Source organism: Cryobacterium sp. TMT1-62 (assembly GCF_004403145.1).
In the GTDB taxonomy this organism is placed as follows: Bacteria; Actinomycetota; Actinomycetes; order Actinomycetales; family Microbacteriaceae; genus Cryobacterium; species Cryobacterium sandaracinum.
The window spans coordinates 20813-36563 of the sequence record NZ_SOGZ01000016.1 but is presented as its reverse complement, the minus strand read 5'-3'; the positions used below and the strand labels follow the sequence as shown (position 1 = coordinate 36563).

Genomic DNA, 15751 nt, shown 5'->3' with positions numbered 1-15751 from the left:
TCTGCCCGTCGGACCGTGATGGGCGCGGTGATGCCGGGTCAGAGGCGGAATCCCTGGTGGCGGATGCCCCAGCGCACAGACCACGACTCCCCTGGTTCGACCCAGCGCAGCCCCGCGCCCGAATTGAAGGCATTCGCAGGGGCCGTCATCGGCTCGATCGCCACCGCCAGGCCCAGGAACGGGCCGCCCGGCCCCGGGAAGGGGAAGTTGCGCGGCGTGAAGACCTGAACGTTGCGGATGTTCCGGTCGCCCCAGATCGTGACGCTGCGGCCGTCAGGCGCGGTCAAGGAGGCCACGCTGGCGGTGCCGGACTCCTCGCCGGTCACGTCGGACCGCACCTCGGGAGCCTCAGGCCCCACCCCGCCGAAGCCGTCGTCGAGATCGACGTCGCCCACCCGGCACCCCGTGCGCAGGTCGAACCTGGTGCCGACGACGGAAGATTCCCCGACGGGGTTTTGCCGGTCGTCGACGTCGATATGGGTGCGCGGCGATCGTGAGCACGAGGTCCTCGGTGGGAACGCCGCCGATCTTCGGGTACGGATGCGCGCCGAGCGCTACCGGGGCCGCGTCCCGGCCTACGTTCCGCACCGTGTGGGTGACCGCAAGACCGTTGTCGGTGAGCGCATACCGCACGGTCGTGTCGAGCAGGAACGGGTATCCGGCCTGCGGAAAGACCGTGGCGGCCAGAGTGACCGAACTCGGGCTGCGGTCGAGCATGCGATAGGACGAATACCGAAGCAGGCCGTGGATCGCGTTTTGCTGTTCCGGCTCGGTGAGCGGCAGCCGCTGCATGACGCCCTGGTGCCGCCAGAGGCCGTCCCGGATGCGGTTGGGCCACGGCATCAGCACGATGCCGGCGCCCCACGGCGGGGTGGCCTCGGCCGCGAACGGCTCGACGAGGTCTATGCCGTCCACGGAATACAGCCGGAGGCCGGCGGCCACCTCGGTGACGATCGCCAGCGCAGGCCCACTCGGCGTGGCTACCCTCAACTCATACTGGAAACCCGTTGCAGCGCGCATAGTGTCAACCTACTCCGGCTGCAGAACGGTCAGGCCGGCCTCGCGGAGGGGCGCGAGCATGACCTCGTCGGCCGCGGCATCCGTCACCAGGGTGTCGAACGCGCGCAGCGGGCCGACCTGCCCGAGGTGTACCTGGCCGAGCTTGGAGGCGTCGGCCACGACGACCGCCCGGGTCGCGGCGGCCAGCATGAGCGTTTTGACCCCAGCCTCGGGGAGGTTGATGTTCGTGACCCCGTAGCCGGCATCGACGCCGTTGCAGCCGATGAAAGCCAAATCGGCGTGAACCTGGCTGAGCACCGTCCGTGCGAGTGGCTCGACCAGGGAGTGCTGCAGCGGGCGGAGCGAACCGCCCGTGACGATCACGGTGAACCGAGGGATGGCCGGCTCGAGGGCGAGGGCGATGCTGAGCCCGTTCGTGATGATGACGACGTCGGTCAGATCGGTGCGGGCCAGCAGCGCGTGGGCGATAGAGAGGGTGGTCGTGCCGACGTCGAGGAGGATGCTCTGCCCGCTCGTGACGAGGGCCGCGGCGAGCACGCCGATCTGCTGCTTGGGCAGCACGGATGACGCGAGGGCCTCCTCGAAGGAGAACTCCCGCAGCGGGCGGCCGCTGAGTGGCGCGGCCGGAACCGCCCCGCCGTGCACGCGCTGCACCGTCCCGGCGGACTCAAGCACGTCGAGGTCGGCCCGCGCCGTGACGCCGGACACTCCGAACGCCTCGCGCAACTCGCGCACTCGTACGAAACCGCGCTCCCCGACGAGGCGCTGGATCTGCTCCCGCCGCTGGTGGGCCGGGAGCGTGTCGCGGTCGCCGGGCCGGTCGCTCACGTCGATGAGGTCGGCCGTGGCGGTCGATTCGGTCGATTCGGTCGATTCGGTCGATTCGGTCGATTCGGTCGATTCGCGAGAAGCCATACCCAATCTTCACTTAGTTTACTTTGGTTATCAACCTGAAAGACCTGGTTTCACATGTGCAAATCAGATAACGTTGTTTTCGCCATGAACACACCAGACTTCGTAGCCGACACCGGCATCATCCGTCACCGCCACACCCTCGCCGATGGCCGGGACCTCATCTACTTCGATGACCCGCAGTCCAGCCTGCCGCCGGATCGGGCGGCCGACCTGCGCGAACTCGACCCGCGCCCGGCCACCGCCCGGATGCGCCAGGACCCGCTCAGCGGCGAATGGGTCTCGATCGCCGCCGCCCGCCAGAACCGCGTGTTCCTGCCGCCCGCACACTTGGACCCGCTCGCCCCGTCGACGCCGGGGAACCCGTCAGAGGTGCCCAGCAACTACGACGTGGCCGTGTTCGAGAACAAGTCGCCCTCGTTCGGGCCCCTCCTCACCGACGCCGACGCCCCCGCCGGGCTCGACGACCTGAACACCATCGGACTGAACCGCGTCCGCACCTCGGTCGGCCGCTGCGAGGTCGTCTGCTTCAGCCCCGAGAACGAGGGCTCGTTCGCGAGCCTGTCGGTCGTGCGCTCCCGCACGGTGATCGAGGCCTGGGCCGAGCGCACGTACGCCCTGTCACAGCTACCCGGCGTGGAACAGGTCTTCCCGTTTGAAAACTGCGGCGAGGCGATCGGCGTCACGCTGCACCACCCGCACGGCCAGATCTACTCCTACCCCTACGTCACGCCGCGCACCCAGCGCGTGATCGCCTCCCTCGACCAGTACGGACCAAACCTGTTCGCGGACATCCTCGCCAGCGAGCAGGCCGGGGGCCGGGTCATTCTGACCGGCGAGCACTGGACCGCCTTCGTGCCGTTCGCCGCGCGCTGGCCCATCGAGGTGCACATGCTGCCGCACCGGCACGTGCCCGACTTCGCGGCGACCAGCCTGGCTGAGCGCGATGAGCTCGCCGTGCTCTTCCGGCGGCTGTTGCGCGGCATCGATGCCCTCTACGACACCCCGACGCCGTATATCGCGGCCTGGCACCAGGCCCCGGTCTCGGTGCGCCGCGACGAGATCCGGCTGATGCTGCAGGTGACGAGTCCTCGCCGGGCCGCAGACAGACTGAAGTTCCTGGCCGGGTCGGAGGCCGCCATGGGCGCCTGGATCGGAGACGTCACGCCCGAGCAGGCGGCCGACAACATTCGCCGCGCGGTCGAACGCTCCGCCGGGACGGACGCGACCGAAGCGGCGGCCGGCGCCGCGGCATCCGTTCCCGCTAGCAGCACCACACTCGAAAGGCAGGCCCACGCATGACCGATCTCATCCAGACCGTGACGGATGGCTTCACGAGCCGCTTCGACGCGGCCCCGGCCGGACTCTGGTCGGCCCCCGGCCGCGTCAACCTGATCGGCGAGCACACCGACTACAACGACGGGTTCGTGTTTCCCTTCGCGATCAACCGGCGCACGCTCGTCGGGCTCGGCCTGCGCGGCGACCGCCAGCTGCGGGTGGCGAGCTCGTTCGCCGCGGAAACGGTGGAGCTCTCCCTTGACGACCTGACTCCGGAGAACCTGGCCGGCTGGTCGGCGTACCCGCTCGGCGTGGCCTGGGCCCTCGGCCAGTTCGGCGCCGACCTGGCCACCCGGCCCGGATTTGACGTGTTCATCGACTCTGACGTGCCGATCGGGGCCGGACTGTCGTCCTCCGCCGCGATCGAGAGTGCGGTTGCCGTGGCCCTGAACGACCTCTGGCAGCTCGGACTCGACCGGCGCATGCTCGCCCGGGTGGGCCAGCTGGCCGAGAACCGGGCCGTCGGGGCTCCCACCGGCATCATGGACCAGTCCGCGTCCCTGCTGGGCGAGGCCGACTCCGCCGTCTTCCTGGACTGCCGCACCCTCGAGGCCGAGGTGATCCCGCTCGGCTTCGACGGGGCCGGCCTCGACCTGCTGATCATCGACACGCGGGTAAGCCACGCGCACTCGACCGGCGGGTATGCCTCGCGCCGGGCATCCTGCGAACTGGGTGCACGGATGCTGGGGGTCCCCTCCCTGCGCGACCTCACCGTGGACGACCTCGGCCGGGCCGCCGACGTGCTCGACGACGAGACGTTCCGCCGGGTGCGGCACGTGGTCACCGAGAACCAGCGCGTGCAGGACACCGTGCGCACCCTGCGCGAGCAGGGACCGACCGCGATCGGCGCCCTCCTGGACGCCTCGCACCTGTCAATGCGGGACGACTTCGAGATTTCCGTGCCCGAACTCGACCTCGCCGTGGAGACCGCGCGCGGCACCGGGGCAATCGGCGCCCGGATGACCGGCGGCGGCTTCGGCGGCGCCGCCATCGCCCTTACCCCGCGCGCCCTGATCCCCGCGGTTACGGCGGCGGTCACGGCCGCGTTCGCAGCCCGGGGCTTCGCGGCCCCGGACCTGTTCGTGGTGCGCGCGGCCGACGGGGCGGCGCGGGAGCAATAACACAGCGGGAACTCGCCCCACGTGGCTAATTCAGGAGAAGTCGTGCCGCCGCCCGTGCGCATCCACAGACCTGTGCGGGTGCGAACGAGGTTCGGCGGGGATCTCCTGAGTTAGCCACGCACGCGACGGCCGAAACCGGTGCCCGGGGTCGAGGCGGCGCCCAGCGGCGGCGACGTGCCTAGCCCCTCGCGCCGGCGTTGAGTGTGATCGTGTCGAGGCCGCCGTCGACGACCCCCCAGTCGTCCAGAATCGCCTCGTAGGTGCCGTCGTCGACCAGCGACTGCAGCGCAGCCTGCACGGCCTCGGCCATCCCGGAATCCTTCTGCACGGCCATACCGTATGGTGCCGCCTCAAACGTCTCTCCCGCGGTCTGCAGCTTGCCCGTCAACTGTGCGATCCCGTAGAGGGTGACCGGGGAGTCGGCGCTGAAAGCGTCGGCCTGGCCCAGCGCGACGGCATTCGCCGCGGCATCCTGCGTGTCGAGGGGGATCTTCTGGATCGGCGGTTTGCCGGCGGCGACGCAGGCGTCACTCTTCGCCGGGATCTCGACGGTGTCCTGGTAGGTCGTGGACTGCACGGCGACCTTGAGTCCGCACGCATCGTCGGGGTCGACGGTCGTGCCCGCGGGCGAGGCCCACTGGATGCCTGCGAGGTAGTAGTTCACGAAATCGACTTGCTTTTCACGCTCCGCCGTGTCGGTGAAGGACGACATGCCGACGTCGATCTTGCCGCCGACGACATTCGGGATGATGTTCTCGAATTTGGCCACCGTGTACTGGGCCTCGAGCCCGAGCTTGGCGGCGATCGCATCACTCAGGTCGATCGCCCAGCCGATCGGTTCACCGGCGTCGTTTTTGAACTCGTTCGGCGCGTAATTCGGGCTGGTGCCGAAGACGAGCTTGCCCGGGGTCGCGGTCGTTTCCGGGAGGAGCGCGGCGGCCTCCTCGTCGGTGGTCACCACCTCGGCCGCGGATCCCTCCGTGACGCCAGTCGTCGGAGTGGAGTTGTCCACGCAGGCGGTAAGCAGGAGGGCGGCCACGGCGGCCAGGGCCGGGAGAGCATGTCGAGCGCGCATTGAGCATCCTTTGTGAATTTTTCGCCATCGAAGTGATCAGAGGTGCAACTCTGCCGAGTCTATGTTCAGTGCCGGTCGCGCCCGGGACGTGCCGGGCATCCGTCGCCGTACGCCGCCGAACTGTGACTTTGCCCACCGGCGAGGGAGCCATTCTCCCGGCCCGGCGGTGCGCGAGTGGCGGAGATCAGGCCGTCGGGATCTAGGGCGAGACGGCGGTGGGCTCGCCGCCGGTGATTCGCACGAGTTCGTCGAACGTGGTCGGGAACACGGTGTGCGCGTGGCCCGCAGCCGCCCAGACGACCGGGAATTCGGCGAGGGCGACGTCGACCAGGGTGCGCAGTGGCGACGGATGTCCCAGCGGCGCGACCCCGCCGATCACCTGACCGGTGGCCTGCCTGACGACATCCTTCGAGGCACGTCCGATCGTGCCGCCCAGTCTGTCCCCCAGCCACGCCGCATCGACCCGGTGAGCCCCCGAGGTGAGCACGAGCAACGGCTCACCATCGAGGGTGAAGACGAGCGAATTCGCGATGGCGCCGCGCGAAATACCGAGCGCCTCCGCGGCGGCGGCGGCGGTTGTGGCCGCATCGTCGAACCAGCGAATTTCCGGGTCCAGGCCGTGGGCGCGGAGAGCCTCCCGAACCCGATCGACGGACGGATGCGCGGAATTGACCATGCCGAAATCCTAGAGCCTGCACGCGAGGCAGCCCGATAGGCTGACGCGTATGACTGCCGACAGCGCCGCCCGCATCATCACCCTGCCCGACCGACCCGGACCGGTCGTGGCCGAGACCGCCTACGTCGCCCCGGGCGCCGTGGTCGTCGGCAACGTCACCCTGGCCGAACACGCCAGCGTCTGGTACAACGCCGTGCTGCGCGCCGAGGCGGAACCCATCCGGATCGGCCCCGGCTCCAACCTGCAGGACAACGTCTCCTGCCACGTGGACCACGGATTCCCGCTGATCGTCGGCCGGAATGTGTCCGTCGGGCACGGGGCAGTGCTGCACGGCTGCACGGTCGAGGACGGCTCGCTGATCGGCATGATGGCGACGGTGCTGAACGGCGCCGTCGTCGGTTCCGGGTCCCTCGTCGCCGCCGGAGCCGTCGTGCTCGAGGGCACCGTCATCCCGCCCAGATCGCTGGTCGCCGGCGTTCCCGCCAAGGTGCGGCGGCCCCTGACGGATGAGGAGGTGGCCGGCCTCGGCCACAACGCAGCGGAGTATCTGCGTCACTGCGCCCTGCACGCCTCGGTGACGGCGCTGCCGCAGCGCTGAGCCGGTCTGCCTCACGGTCGCGGCGCGGGCTACGGCTCACGGCGCAGGGAATACCGTGCGCCGGCTTCCACAGCGTGCGCCGCGACGGCGGTACCACCGAGCCTCGCCCGCACGGCCACCTGCGCGAGCCCCGAGAGGCGACCGTTACGAGGCGACCGCCCGTGGCGCCCGACTACCTGCTGAGCGACAGCTCGGCTGCCTTCACCACGTTGCACAGCAGCATGGCACGGGTCATCGGGCCGACGCCGCGCGGATTCGGGGACAGGAAGCCGGCGACGTTCGCGACACCCGGGTGCACGTCACCGGTCAGGGTGCCCTTGCCGGTGATCGGGTCGGTCACCCGGGTGATGCCCACGTCGAGCACGGCGGCGCCGGGCTTCACCCAGTCCGCCTGGATCAGGTGCGGCACGCCGACGGCGGCCACGACGATGTCGGCGCGCCGCACCTCGCCGGGCAGGTCTACCGTGCGGGAGTGCGTCAGGGTGACGGTGGCATCCAGACCCTTGCGGGTGAACAGCAGTCCGAGCGGGCGCCCGACGGTGAGGCCGCGCCCGACGACGACGACGCGCTGGCCGACGATCGGCACGTCGTAGCGGCGCAGCAGCTCGACGATGCCGGCCGGAGTGCAGGGCAGCGGCGAGTCCAGCTCGCCCTCGATGCCGAGCACCAAGCGGCCGAGGTTCGTCGGATGCAGGCCGTCGGCATCCTTCGACGGGTCGATCAGTTCGAGCATGGCGTTGTCGTTGTGGCCGACCGGCAGCGGCAGCTGAATAATGTAGCCGGTCACCTCGCGGGCGGAGTTCAGGTCGGCGATTGCGGCGCGCACATCGGCGCTGGTCGCCGACGCGGGCAGGTCGACCCGGATCGATTCAATGCCGACCTCGGCGCAGTCGCGGTGCTTGCCCGCGACATACGAGCGCGAGCCCGGGTCATCGCCGACCAGGAGCGTGCCGAGCCCGGGCACGATCCCGTGCGCGCGCAGCTCCGCGATCCGGTCGATGAGCTCGGTCTTGACCACGGAGGCGGTCGTGACTCCGTCGAGGGTTATTGCCGTCATTGTGGATCCATTCAGTCGGTCATTCTGACGTTTGCAGGTGCGCAGGTGCCGAAGGCGCGTGCGAATCCGACGGGGATTTTGGGCAACACGCCGGTGACGGATGCCTTCAGCGGGCTTTCGCAGCAAAATCTCCGTCGAAATCGTTCACAGGCCGTACGCCAGGGTGCGGAGCCTGCGGCGTTGACACCCGGGTCGAGGGCGGCCGGGTGCGCGGCGGACGTTACTGCTGCAGACCGGGGTACAGCGGGAAGGCCTCGGTAAGCACCTTGACGCGGGCGCGGAGGCCCTCGATGTCGGCGTCGGGCTTGAGCGCCTCGGCGATGACGTCGGCGACGACCGTGAACTCCTCATCGCCGAAGCCACGGGTGGCCAGGGCAGGGGTTCCGATGCGCAGGCCGCTGGTGACCATCGGCGGGCGCGGGTCGAACGGCACCGAGTTGCGGTTGACCGTGATGCCGACCGCGTGCAGGGCGTCCTCGGCCTGCTGTCCGTTGATCGGCGAGTTGCGGAGGTCCGCGAGCACGAGGTGCACGTCGGTGCCGCCGGTGAGCACGTCGACGCCGCCGGCGCGCGAATCATCCGCCATCAGACGGTCGGCGAGGATGCTGGCACCGCGCAGGGTGCGCTCCTGACGTTCCTTGAACTCGGGCTCGGCCGCGAGCTTGAACGCGGTCGCCTTGGCGGCGATCACGTGCATCAGCGGGCCGCCCTGCTGGCCGGGGAACACGTTGGAGTTGAGCTTCTTCGCCAGCGCCATGTCGCGCGAGAGGATCAGACCGGAGCGGGGACCGGCGAGGGTCTTGTGCACGGTGGTGGACACGACATCCGCGTAGGGAACCGGCGACGGGTGCAGGCCGGCGGCGACGAGTCCGGCGAAGTGGGCCATGTCGACCCAGAGCAGGGCGCCGACCTCGTCGGCGATGCTGCGAAAGGCCTCGAAGTCGAGGTGGCGCGGGTAGGCGGACCAGCCGGCGATGATGACCTTGGGCTTGGTCTCGAGTGCCGTCTCGCGCACGACGTCCATGTCGACCAGGAAGGTGGTCGGGTCGACGCCGTAGGCGACGGGATTGTAGAGCTTGCCGGAGAAGTTGAGCTTCATGCCGTGGGTGAGATGGCCGCCGTGGGCAAGTTCCAGACCGAGGATGGTGTCGCCGGGCGTCGCGATGGCCGAGAGCACGGCGGCGTTCGCGGTGGCGCCGGAGTGCGGCTGCACGTTGGCGTACGCGGCGCCGAAGAGGGACTTGGCCCGGTCGATGGCGAGCTGTTCGGCGACGTCCACGTACTCGCAGCCGCCGTAGTAGCGGCGTCCCGGGTAACCCTCGGCGTACTTGTTGGTGAGCACGGAGCCCTGCGACTGCAGCACAGCGCGCGGCACGAAGTTCTCGCTGGCGATCATCTCGAGGTAGTCGCGCTGGCGTCCGAGCTCCTGCTCGAGAACGGCGGCGATCTCGGGGTCGACGACCTCAAGGGGCTCGTTGAATGTGGACCGCAGAACGGTGGATGGCACGGATTCGGGCACGGGGTCTCCTCAGACTTCTTGTTTAACGACGTGATGATCAATCGTCGTGGCCCAGGCGTGCGGTCACTAACCGTGTCAGTCGCTCCCCGATGGTGACCCATCTTTCGTGCTACGCCAGTCGCGACAGAGACGATCTTATCATTCGGGCCGGGTACCGAGCTCATCGATTATGAGCACATCGACACGCACATGGTGGGTGTCATAGGCGGCCCGGCCCACCATGTGCGCTGCGACCGGGGCGGTCAACGCCTGGAACACGACGATGGCCATGACGAGGGTGACGGTGCCCACGGTAAAGTTGTTCAGAGCGACGTCGGCCGTGATCGCCATGAGGCCGAAGATCTGCGGTTTGGTGGCGGCGTGCAGCCGCGATAGTACGTCGGGGAAACGGATGACGCCGATTCCGGCCGCGAAGCACATCACGGCCCCGGCGAGCACCAGGACAGCCGAGATCACGTCGCGCAGTTCGTCGGTCATTCGGTGTCCCGCACGGGCAGGAAGCGGGCGATGCTCAGCGAGCCGAGCACCGCGAAGAGGGCGAGGACCAGCAGCACCGGCAGCGTGTCGGTGTGCCGGTTGAATGCCATCTCCGCACCCATGGCGCAGATCACGGTCGCGACCAGGACATCCGAGGCGATCACCCGGTCCAGCACGGTCGGTCCCCGCACGATTCGATAGAGGGCGCACAGGGCACCGGCCCCGAACAGCACCCCGGCAATGACGGCAACGATGTGCATCAGGCGGTTCCTCCCCGCTTCAGTTTCTCCTTCGCATGCTGGTCGCGTGCGCGCTGGTCTTTCTCACTCCGGTCCTCGCCGCTCACCCGGTGGAGCCGTTCCACGTCTTCCCGGGACCCGAGGGCCATCACGATCCGGCGCTCCTCGGCCAGCACGCCGTTCCGGAACCGCTCCACCTGTTCCGGATGCGCCACGTTCAGCACGTGCAGATAGAGGGTGGACTGCACTCGGTCCACATCGACCACGATCGCCCCGGGAACGATGGACGTCGACACCCCGGTCAGCGTCAGGATGAAGTCGCTGCGGGTGCGCAGGTGCACCGCCACGATCGCGTTGCTGGGTGTGTAGCGCGGGGAGAGCGCGAGGACGGCCACCTGCAGCGAGCCCCGGACGATGTCGAACCCGAGCCGGATCAGGTAGAGCACGGCGTACCACGGGTTAAGGCGCAAACCCAGCTCCACGGCCGGTAGGTAGAAGCCCACGGAGACGAGGGTGGCCAGCAGCGTGCCGGTGAGCAGGTTGAGCCAGGAGAACGAGCCCCAGAGCAGCATCCACAGCAGCACGAGCCCCAGGAACAGCGGCGCCTGGTTGGCGATGGCGACGAGGCGCTGCTTCGGGGTGCTCATGGCGTGCCGTTCGGGAAGACGGCGTCGATGTACGTGGCCGGGTTCTCGATGTTGGCCGCCGCGCGGGTGGTGAACGCGAACACCGGCCCGGCGAACACGGTGAGTGAGACGGTCAGCAGCAGCAGCGCCGTCGTCGCGCCGGTCATCAGCGGCGAGATGGTGCGCGTCGTGACCGTGCCCTCGTCGTCCGGGTCGTCCAGGAGCGCATCGAGCATCGGCGACTCGTAGTCCTCGACCTCGCCGGCCCCCCGCCAGAACGCGATGTTCCAGACGCGGGCCAGGGCGTAGAGCGTGAGCAGCGAGGTGGCGGCGCCGGCGCCCATCAGGATGTAGGTCACCGGTTCGGCGATGTCCGCGCCGGCCTGGAAGAGGGCGATCTTGCCGAGGAAGCCCGAGAACGGCGGGATGCCGCCGAGGTTGAGCGCCCCAACGAAGAACAGGAAGGCCACGAACGGCGCCGCCGTCAACAGTCCGCCGAGCCGGGCCAGCGAGGTGGTGCCGCCCACCCGCTCGATCAGCCCCGCGCAGAGGAAGAGGGTCGTCTGCACCGTGATGTGGTGCACGACGTAGAAGATGGTGGCCGCGATCGCCAGCGGCGTGCCCATCGCGATGCCGAAGATCATGTAGCCGATGTGGCTCACCAGCGTGAACGACAGCAGCCGCTTGATGTCCGCCTGCGCGAGCGCCCCGAGGATGCCCACGATCAGGGTCAGCAACGCCACCACCATCAGCGGCACCGACAGCGGGCTCTCGGGGAAGAGCAGGGTCTGGGTGCGGATGATCGCGTAGATTCCGACCTTCGTGAGCAGCCCCGCGAACACCGCAGTGACCGGCGCCGGGGCCGTGGGATAGGAGTCGGGCAACCAGAACGACAGCGGAAACACGGCGGCCTTCACGCAGAAGGCCAGCAGGAGCAGCAGGTTGAGGATCAGCTGCACGTCCGGCGGGAGGTCCGCCACCCGCTCGGAGATGAGCGCCATGGTGACGGTGCCCGTGGCCCCATAGATCAGGGCGATCGCGCTGAGGAACAGGATGGAGGAGACCAGGCTCACCACGATGTAGGTGACACCGACACGGATGCGCGCACCCGTTCCGCCGAGCGTCAACAGCACGTAACTAGCCGAGAGCAGCATCTCGAAACCAACGTAGAGGTTGAACAGGTCCCCCGCGATGAACGCGTTGAACAGCCCGGCCGCCAGCACGAGATAGGTGGGATGGAAGATCGAAACCGGGGTTTCCCGGTCTCCGTCGACGATGCCCTGCCCCACGGCGAACAGGAGCACGCCGAGCAGCATCAGCGCGGAGACCAGAAGCATGATCGCCGAGAGCCGGTCGACGACGAGCACGATGCCCCACGGCGCATCCCAGCCGCCCACGTGCACGACGGCGGGGCCGGTCTGATCGACCTGCACCAGCAGGACCGCGCCGATAAACGCCACCAGCGTCAGGGCGATCACGCTGACCACGATCTGCTGGGGGCGACGGCGGCCGAGGGCGAGGGTCAGAGCGCTTCCGAGCAGCGGGATGGTGACGACCAGAGGCACGAGGAGATTCATAGCTTCATCCCCTTGTCCGGCGCGTTGGCAGGGGCACCGAGCTCGCTCTCGCGCTCGCTCGCGTCGAGGTCTTCCTGGCTGGCTGCCTCGTCCTCGGTGACCGAGCGGAAGGACTCCTCCGTGCTTGCCACGGTCTCGGCCGCATGCTCGTCGGTGACCGTGTCCCCCTCGTCGCCCAGCCGGGCCAGCCACCAGGACCGGTAGATCAGCGCGAGGATGAGCGCCGTGATGCCGAAGTTGATCACGATGGCGGTGAGCATGAGCACCTGGGGCACCGGGTCGACCATCGCAGCGTCGGCGGCCGTGCCGGTGACGATGGGCGCGTTGCCGGGGCGGCCGCTCATGATGAAGATCAGCAGGTTCGTGGCGTTGCCCACCAGCAGGAATCCGATCAGCACCCGGGTGAGACTGCGCTCCAGCATCACGTAGACGCCGGCGGCGTACAGGACCGCCATCACGATCACGAGGGTGAGGGAGGCGCTCATCCGGCTACCACCGCGCCCTGCTCGGACTGCGGGTGCGGCTCGGTCTCGCCGGCTTCCTGCTGTCGATCGACTTCGCTGCCGAGGCTGCGCAGGATGTCCAACACGAGACCGACCACGACCAGGTACACGCCGATGTCGAAGATGGTGGAGGTGCCGAAAGAGAGGGGGCCGAGCACGGGTACCGTGGTTTCGAAGTAGGCGGATTCCAGCGGGATGCCGCTGAAGAAGAGCGAGACCACGGCCATCCCGACCGCCAGCACGATGCCGAGCCCGAGGATCTTGCCCGGATCGACGGGTACCGCCTCGCCCAGCTCGTAGCGGCCTCCCGCGAGGTAGCGGGAGACGAGCGCCAGCCCGGCGATCAGGCCACCGGCGAAGCCGCCGCCGGGAGCGTTGTGGCCGGCGAAGAGCAGGTAGACGGAGACGATCATGGCCGGGTAGAACAGCAGCCGCACGAGCACCTCGAGCATGATCGACCGGTCCTTCTCGGCAACCGTACGGCCGGCCAGGAGCCAGGACTGGCGAGTGACCGCATGCCCCTCGGAGGACGCGGCCGGGTCGGCGACGACCTTGCGACGGTGCGGCAGCGACCGGCGTTTGCGGGAATCGCGCAGCCGGGGCACGACCGCGTTGCGGCCCGAGACGAAGAGGAGGCTGGCGACGCCGGTGGCCACCACGATCAGCACGGAGATCTCACCCATCGTGTCCCAGGCACGGATGTCCACGAGCATCACGTTCACGATGTTGCGTCCGTGCCCCTCCTCGACCGCGAGGCGCGGAAGCTCCGCCGCGATGCTTGGGGCCTCCCGTGCACCGAGCGCGATCACGCCGATGGTGCCCATCACGGCGCCCACCAGCACGCCGATCAGCACGCGCCGCCGCCGGTGCATCGGCCGGCTGTGCTGGGCGATCTTCTGCGGCAGCCGGCGCAGCACCAGCACGAAGACGACGATGGTCATCGTCTCGACCAGGGCCTGCGTCAGGGCCAGGTCGGGAGCGCCGTGGAAGGCGAAGAACGCGACGAGGCCGTAGCCCGTGACGCCGGCCAGCAGCACGGCAGTGATGCGCTCACCGACGCGAGCCGCCATCACCGCCGCGACGCCCATGATGAGGGCGATCACGACCTGGCCCGGGTAGTCCCAGAGCACGACCTCCTCAGGCCAGCTGCGGTTGACGAAGGCCGCGCAGCCCAGGGCCAGCACGAAGACGACGAGGATGGTGGACAGGTACTGCGGCAACCCGCCCTGCTGGGCGAAGTGGGTGATGCGCGCCGCGGCCCGGTCGATGCCGCGCACGGTGGAGCCGTAGCCCTGACCGGCGTCGATGTAGGCCGGCACCGTGCCCTGCAGCCGGGCCACGCCCGGCCGCTTCCAGAACAGCACGGCGCCGAGCAGGAGAACAACGGCACTCAGGGCGAGCGCCGGTTCGAAGCCGTGCCAGAGCGCGAGGTGGTAGTCGCCGCCGCCGGGAACGGTGTCGGCGTAGGAGACCAGCACCGGGTCGAGCAGGAAGACGAGGGGGCCGAGCAGGAGGGTGGCCACGGCGAGCAGTCCCGGCGCCAGCTGGAAGTCCCAGCGGGCGGGGTGCAGGGCGGTGTCTGCGAGGCTGACCCGGGTGCCGAAGGCACCCCAGAAGAAGCGGGCGCTGTAGGCGACCGTCAGCACGGAGCCGACCACGGTGCCGACCAGGGCCACCCAGCCCCATCCGTCGCCGGCCAGGCCTGCCTCGAGGAATGCCGTGAACACGGACTCCTTGGCGACGAAGCCGAGCAGCGGCGGGATACCGGCCATAGATGCGACCGATAGCAGGGCGATCACGGCCAGCACGGGCGCGTTGCGCCCCACGCCGGAGAGCTGTCGCCAGTCGCGGGTGCCGGCCCGGTGGTCGATGATGCCGACGGTCAGGAACAGCGCCGACTTGTAGAGGGCGTGGGCGAGGAGCAATGCCACCCCGGCGAGCGCGGCGTCCCGGGTGCCGAAGCCGACGACGACCATCAGGAACCCGAGCTGGCTGACCGTGCCGTAGGCGAGCACCAGCTTGAGGTCGTACTGGCGCAGCGAACGCCACGCGCCGACCAGCATGGTGACGACGCCGAGGGTGACGAGCACCGGCATCCAGCCCGGCGTGTCGGCATAGCCAGGGGCGAGGCGCGCCACCAGGTAGATGCCGGCCTTGACCATCGCGGCCGCGTGCAGGTAGGCGCTCACCGGGGTGGGCGCCGCCATCGCGGCCGGCAGCCAGAAGTGGAAGGGCACGAGCGCGGACTTAGACAGCGCGCCGACCAGGATGAGCAGCACCGACCAGGTGGTAGCCGGGCCGGTGACGGGGTCGGCGACGATCGCTGCGAGCGACGTGGTTCCGGCCTCCACCGCGAGGATGACGACCCCGATCAGCATGATCAACCCGCCGAAGGTGGTCACCAGCAACGCCTGCAGGGCGGCGCCGCGGCTCGCCCGTTTGAACGTGTAATGCCCGATCAAAATGTAGGAGAGCACGCTCGTGATCTCCCAGAAGATGAACATGACGACGATGTCGTCGGATGTCACCAGGCCGTACATCGCGCCGGCGAACGCCAGCAGGACCGCGGCGAAGCGCCCGAGCGCCGGCTCGTCGGCGCTGAAGTAGCGGGCGCAGTAGACCAGCACGAGCGCGCCGACCCCGGTCACGACGAGGGCGAGCAGCCAGGCGAGGGTGTCGACGCGGAACGAGAGCGAGATACCCAACGCGGGAATCCACGGGACGCTCTCGGTGATCGCTCCGCCGGTCGACACGGCCCGGGTCTGGGTGAGGGTATAGCCGAAGACGGTCGCGGGGAGCAATGCGATGACGTAGAAAACACGCAGCGAGAGCCACCGCGTGAGGATCGGGGTGAGCGCGGACAGGGCAGCAAACGTCAGGAGGATTGTCGCCATGCGGCCTCCCGGCTCTCGTGAAGTCAGAATGTCGGATTCAGTCTACCGGAGGCCGTGGACGCCGGCCCCGTGCGCGGGCGGCTAGGGTTGGCCAAAACCGGATCTATCGGAAGAGCCCC

16 protein-coding genes and 1 riboswitch are annotated in these 15751 nt (G+C 69.1%); of the genes, 3 read left to right on the top strand and 13 right to left on the bottom strand.

The window, feature by feature from the left end; translation table 11 throughout:
• Window positions 1-38: 38 nt before the first annotated feature.
• The 3 genes from E3T34_RS16345 to E3T34_RS03830 are packed head-to-tail and all read right to left on the bottom strand — an operon-like array spanning window position 39 to window position 1935.
• Complete coding sequence (locus E3T34_RS16345) at window positions 39-395, bottom strand: hypothetical protein (protein WP_241977332.1); 357 nt, start codon at window positions 393-395, stop codon at window positions 39-41.
• Window positions 349-1020, bottom strand: a complete 672-nt coding sequence (locus tag E3T34_RS03835) for a hypothetical protein (protein WP_241977331.1) — start codon at window positions 1018-1020, stop codon at window positions 349-351. Before E3T34_RS03835 ends, E3T34_RS16345 begins: the two co-directional genes overlap by 47 nt.
• 9 nt (window positions 1021-1029) lie before the next feature.
• The gene (locus E3T34_RS03830; RefSeq protein ID WP_104100166.1) at window positions 1030-1935 is read right to left on the bottom strand and encodes a DeoR/GlpR family DNA-binding transcription regulator; all 906 of its coding nucleotides are present in this window, start codon (window positions 1933-1935) and stop codon (window positions 1030-1032) included.
• A gap of 84 nt (window positions 1936-2019) precedes the next feature.
• Here E3T34_RS03830 and galT point away from each other — a divergent pair, with 84 nt between their 5' ends.
• Together galT and galK are read left to right on the top strand one after the other, a co-directional pair.
• A complete protein-coding gene (gene galT, locus E3T34_RS03825; RefSeq protein ID WP_104100199.1) occupies window positions 2020-3234 on the top strand; it encodes a galactose-1-phosphate uridylyltransferase in 1215 nt (404 codons plus the stop codon).
• Window positions 3231-4391, top strand: coding sequence for a galactokinase (gene galK, locus E3T34_RS03820; RefSeq protein ID WP_104100167.1), 1161 nt, complete (start codon window positions 3231-3233; stop codon window positions 4389-4391). The genes galT and galK overlap by 4 nt, the downstream gene beginning before the upstream one ends.
• A 178-nt stretch (window positions 4392-4569) precedes the next feature.
• Here galK and E3T34_RS03815 read toward each other — a convergent pair whose 3' ends face one another.
• Window positions 4570-5466 carry an ABC transporter substrate-binding protein gene (locus tag E3T34_RS03815; protein ID WP_104100168.1) on the bottom strand — a complete coding sequence of 299 codons (897 nt, stop codon included), beginning with the start codon at window positions 5464-5466 and terminating at the stop codon, window positions 4570-4572.
• A gap of 199 nt (window positions 5467-5665) precedes the next feature.
• Window positions 5666-6142, bottom strand: a complete 477-nt coding sequence (locus E3T34_RS03810) for a YbaK/EbsC family protein (protein WP_104100169.1) — start codon at window positions 6140-6142, stop codon at window positions 5666-5668.
• A gap of 49 nt (window positions 6143-6191) precedes the next feature.
• Between E3T34_RS03810 and E3T34_RS03805 the strand changes: the two genes are divergently transcribed.
• Window positions 6192-6740: a gamma carbonic anhydrase family protein gene (locus E3T34_RS03805; RefSeq protein ID WP_104100170.1), complete on the top strand. Its 549-nt coding sequence runs from the start codon at window positions 6192-6194 to the stop codon at window positions 6738-6740.
• Window positions 6741-6912: 172 nt separating this feature from the next.
• Here E3T34_RS03805 and E3T34_RS03800 read toward each other — a convergent pair whose 3' ends face one another.
• The 8 genes from E3T34_RS03800 to E3T34_RS03765 form a co-directional block, all read right to left on the bottom strand.
• The gene (locus E3T34_RS03800) at window positions 6913-7797 is read right to left on the bottom strand and encodes a bifunctional methylenetetrahydrofolate dehydrogenase/methenyltetrahydrofolate cyclohydrolase (RefSeq protein ID WP_104100171.1); all 885 of its coding nucleotides are present in this window, start codon (window positions 7795-7797) and stop codon (window positions 6913-6915) included.
• 220 nt (window positions 7798-8017) lie between these two features.
• Complete coding sequence (gene glyA, locus E3T34_RS03795) at window positions 8018-9316, bottom strand: serine hydroxymethyltransferase (RefSeq protein ID WP_104100172.1); 1299 nt, start codon at window positions 9314-9316, stop codon at window positions 8018-8020.
• Window positions 9317-9358: 42 nt separating this feature from the next.
• Window positions 9359-9448, bottom strand: a riboswitch (ZMP/ZTP riboswitch).
• Window positions 9449-9454: 6 nt separating this feature from the next.
• Window positions 9455-9793 (bottom strand): monovalent cation/H(+) antiporter subunit G, encoded by a 339-nt coding sequence (gene mnhG, locus E3T34_RS03790; RefSeq protein WP_104100173.1) that lies wholly within the window; start codon window positions 9791-9793, stop codon window positions 9455-9457.
• Window positions 9790-10053, bottom strand: a complete 264-nt coding sequence (locus E3T34_RS03785) for a monovalent cation/H+ antiporter complex subunit F (protein ID WP_134342227.1) — start codon at window positions 10051-10053, stop codon at window positions 9790-9792. The genes mnhG and E3T34_RS03785 overlap by 4 nt, the downstream gene beginning before the upstream one ends.
• Window positions 10053-10679 (bottom strand): Na+/H+ antiporter subunit E, encoded by a 627-nt coding sequence (locus E3T34_RS03780; protein WP_134342226.1) that lies wholly within the window; start codon window positions 10677-10679, stop codon window positions 10053-10055. Before E3T34_RS03780 ends, E3T34_RS03785 begins: the two co-directional genes overlap by 1 nt.
• On the bottom strand, window positions 10676-12235 hold the full coding sequence (locus tag E3T34_RS03775) for a Na+/H+ antiporter subunit D (RefSeq protein ID WP_104100176.1): 1560 nt from the start codon (window positions 12233-12235) through the stop codon (window positions 10676-10678). Before E3T34_RS03775 ends, E3T34_RS03780 begins: the two co-directional genes overlap by 4 nt.
• Entirely contained in the window at window positions 12232-12720 is a 489-nt protein-coding gene (locus tag E3T34_RS03770) for a sodium:proton antiporter (RefSeq protein WP_104100177.1), read from the bottom strand. The genes E3T34_RS03775 and E3T34_RS03770 overlap by 4 nt, the downstream gene beginning before the upstream one ends.
• Complete coding sequence (locus tag E3T34_RS03765) at window positions 12717-15632, bottom strand: Na+/H+ antiporter subunit A (protein WP_134342225.1); 2916 nt, start codon at window positions 15630-15632, stop codon at window positions 12717-12719. The genes E3T34_RS03770 and E3T34_RS03765 overlap by 4 nt, the downstream gene beginning before the upstream one ends.
• Between the last annotated feature and the right edge of the window lie 119 nt (window positions 15633-15751).

Bases quoted from the DNA above. Each gene is read 5' to 3' on its own strand.
- galT (WP_104100199.1), top strand. From the start codon at position 2,020: ATGAACACACCAGACTTCGTAGCCGACACCGGCATCATCCGTCACCGC.
- E3T34_RS03835 (WP_241977331.1), bottom strand. From the start codon at position 1,020: ATGCGCGCTGCAACGGGTTTCCAGTATGAGTTGAGGGTAGCCACGCCG.
- E3T34_RS03775 (WP_104100176.1), bottom strand. From the start codon at position 12,235: ATGAATCTCCTCGTGCCTCTGGTCGTCACCATCCCGCTGCTCGGAAGC.
- E3T34_RS03780 (WP_134342226.1), bottom strand. From the start codon at position 10,679: ATGAGCACCCCGAAGCAGCGCCTCGTCGCCATCGCCAACCAGGCGCCG.
- galK (WP_104100167.1), top strand. From the start codon at position 3,231: ATGACCGATCTCATCCAGACCGTGACGGATGGCTTCACGAGCCGCTTC.
- E3T34_RS03830 (WP_104100166.1), bottom strand. From the start codon at position 1,935: ATGGCTTCTCGCGAATCGACCGAATCGACCGAATCGACCGAATCGACC.
- E3T34_RS03765 (WP_134342225.1), bottom strand. From the start codon at position 15,632: ATGGCGACAATCCTCCTGACGTTTGCTGCCCTGTCCGCGCTCACCCCG.
- E3T34_RS03810 (WP_104100169.1), bottom strand. From the start codon at position 6,142: ATGGTCAATTCCGCGCATCCGTCCGTCGATCGGGTTCGGGAGGCTCTC.
- E3T34_RS03785 (WP_134342227.1), bottom strand. From the start codon at position 10,053: ATGCACATCGTTGCCGTCATTGCCGGGGTGCTGTTCGGGGCCGGTGCC.
- E3T34_RS03800 (WP_104100171.1), bottom strand. From the start codon at position 7,797: ATGACGGCAATAACCCTCGACGGAGTCACGACCGCCTCCGTGGTCAAG.
- E3T34_RS03805 (WP_104100170.1), top strand. From the start codon at position 6,192: ATGACTGCCGACAGCGCCGCCCGCATCATCACCCTGCCCGACCGACCC.
- E3T34_RS03815 (WP_104100168.1), bottom strand. From the start codon at position 5,466: ATGCGCGCTCGACATGCTCTCCCGGCCCTGGCCGCCGTGGCCGCCCTC.
- E3T34_RS03770 (WP_104100177.1), bottom strand. From the start codon at position 12,720: ATGAGCGCCTCCCTCACCCTCGTGATCGTGATGGCGGTCCTGTACGCC.
- mnhG (WP_104100173.1), bottom strand. From the start codon at position 9,793: ATGACCGACGAACTGCGCGACGTGATCTCGGCTGTCCTGGTGCTCGCC.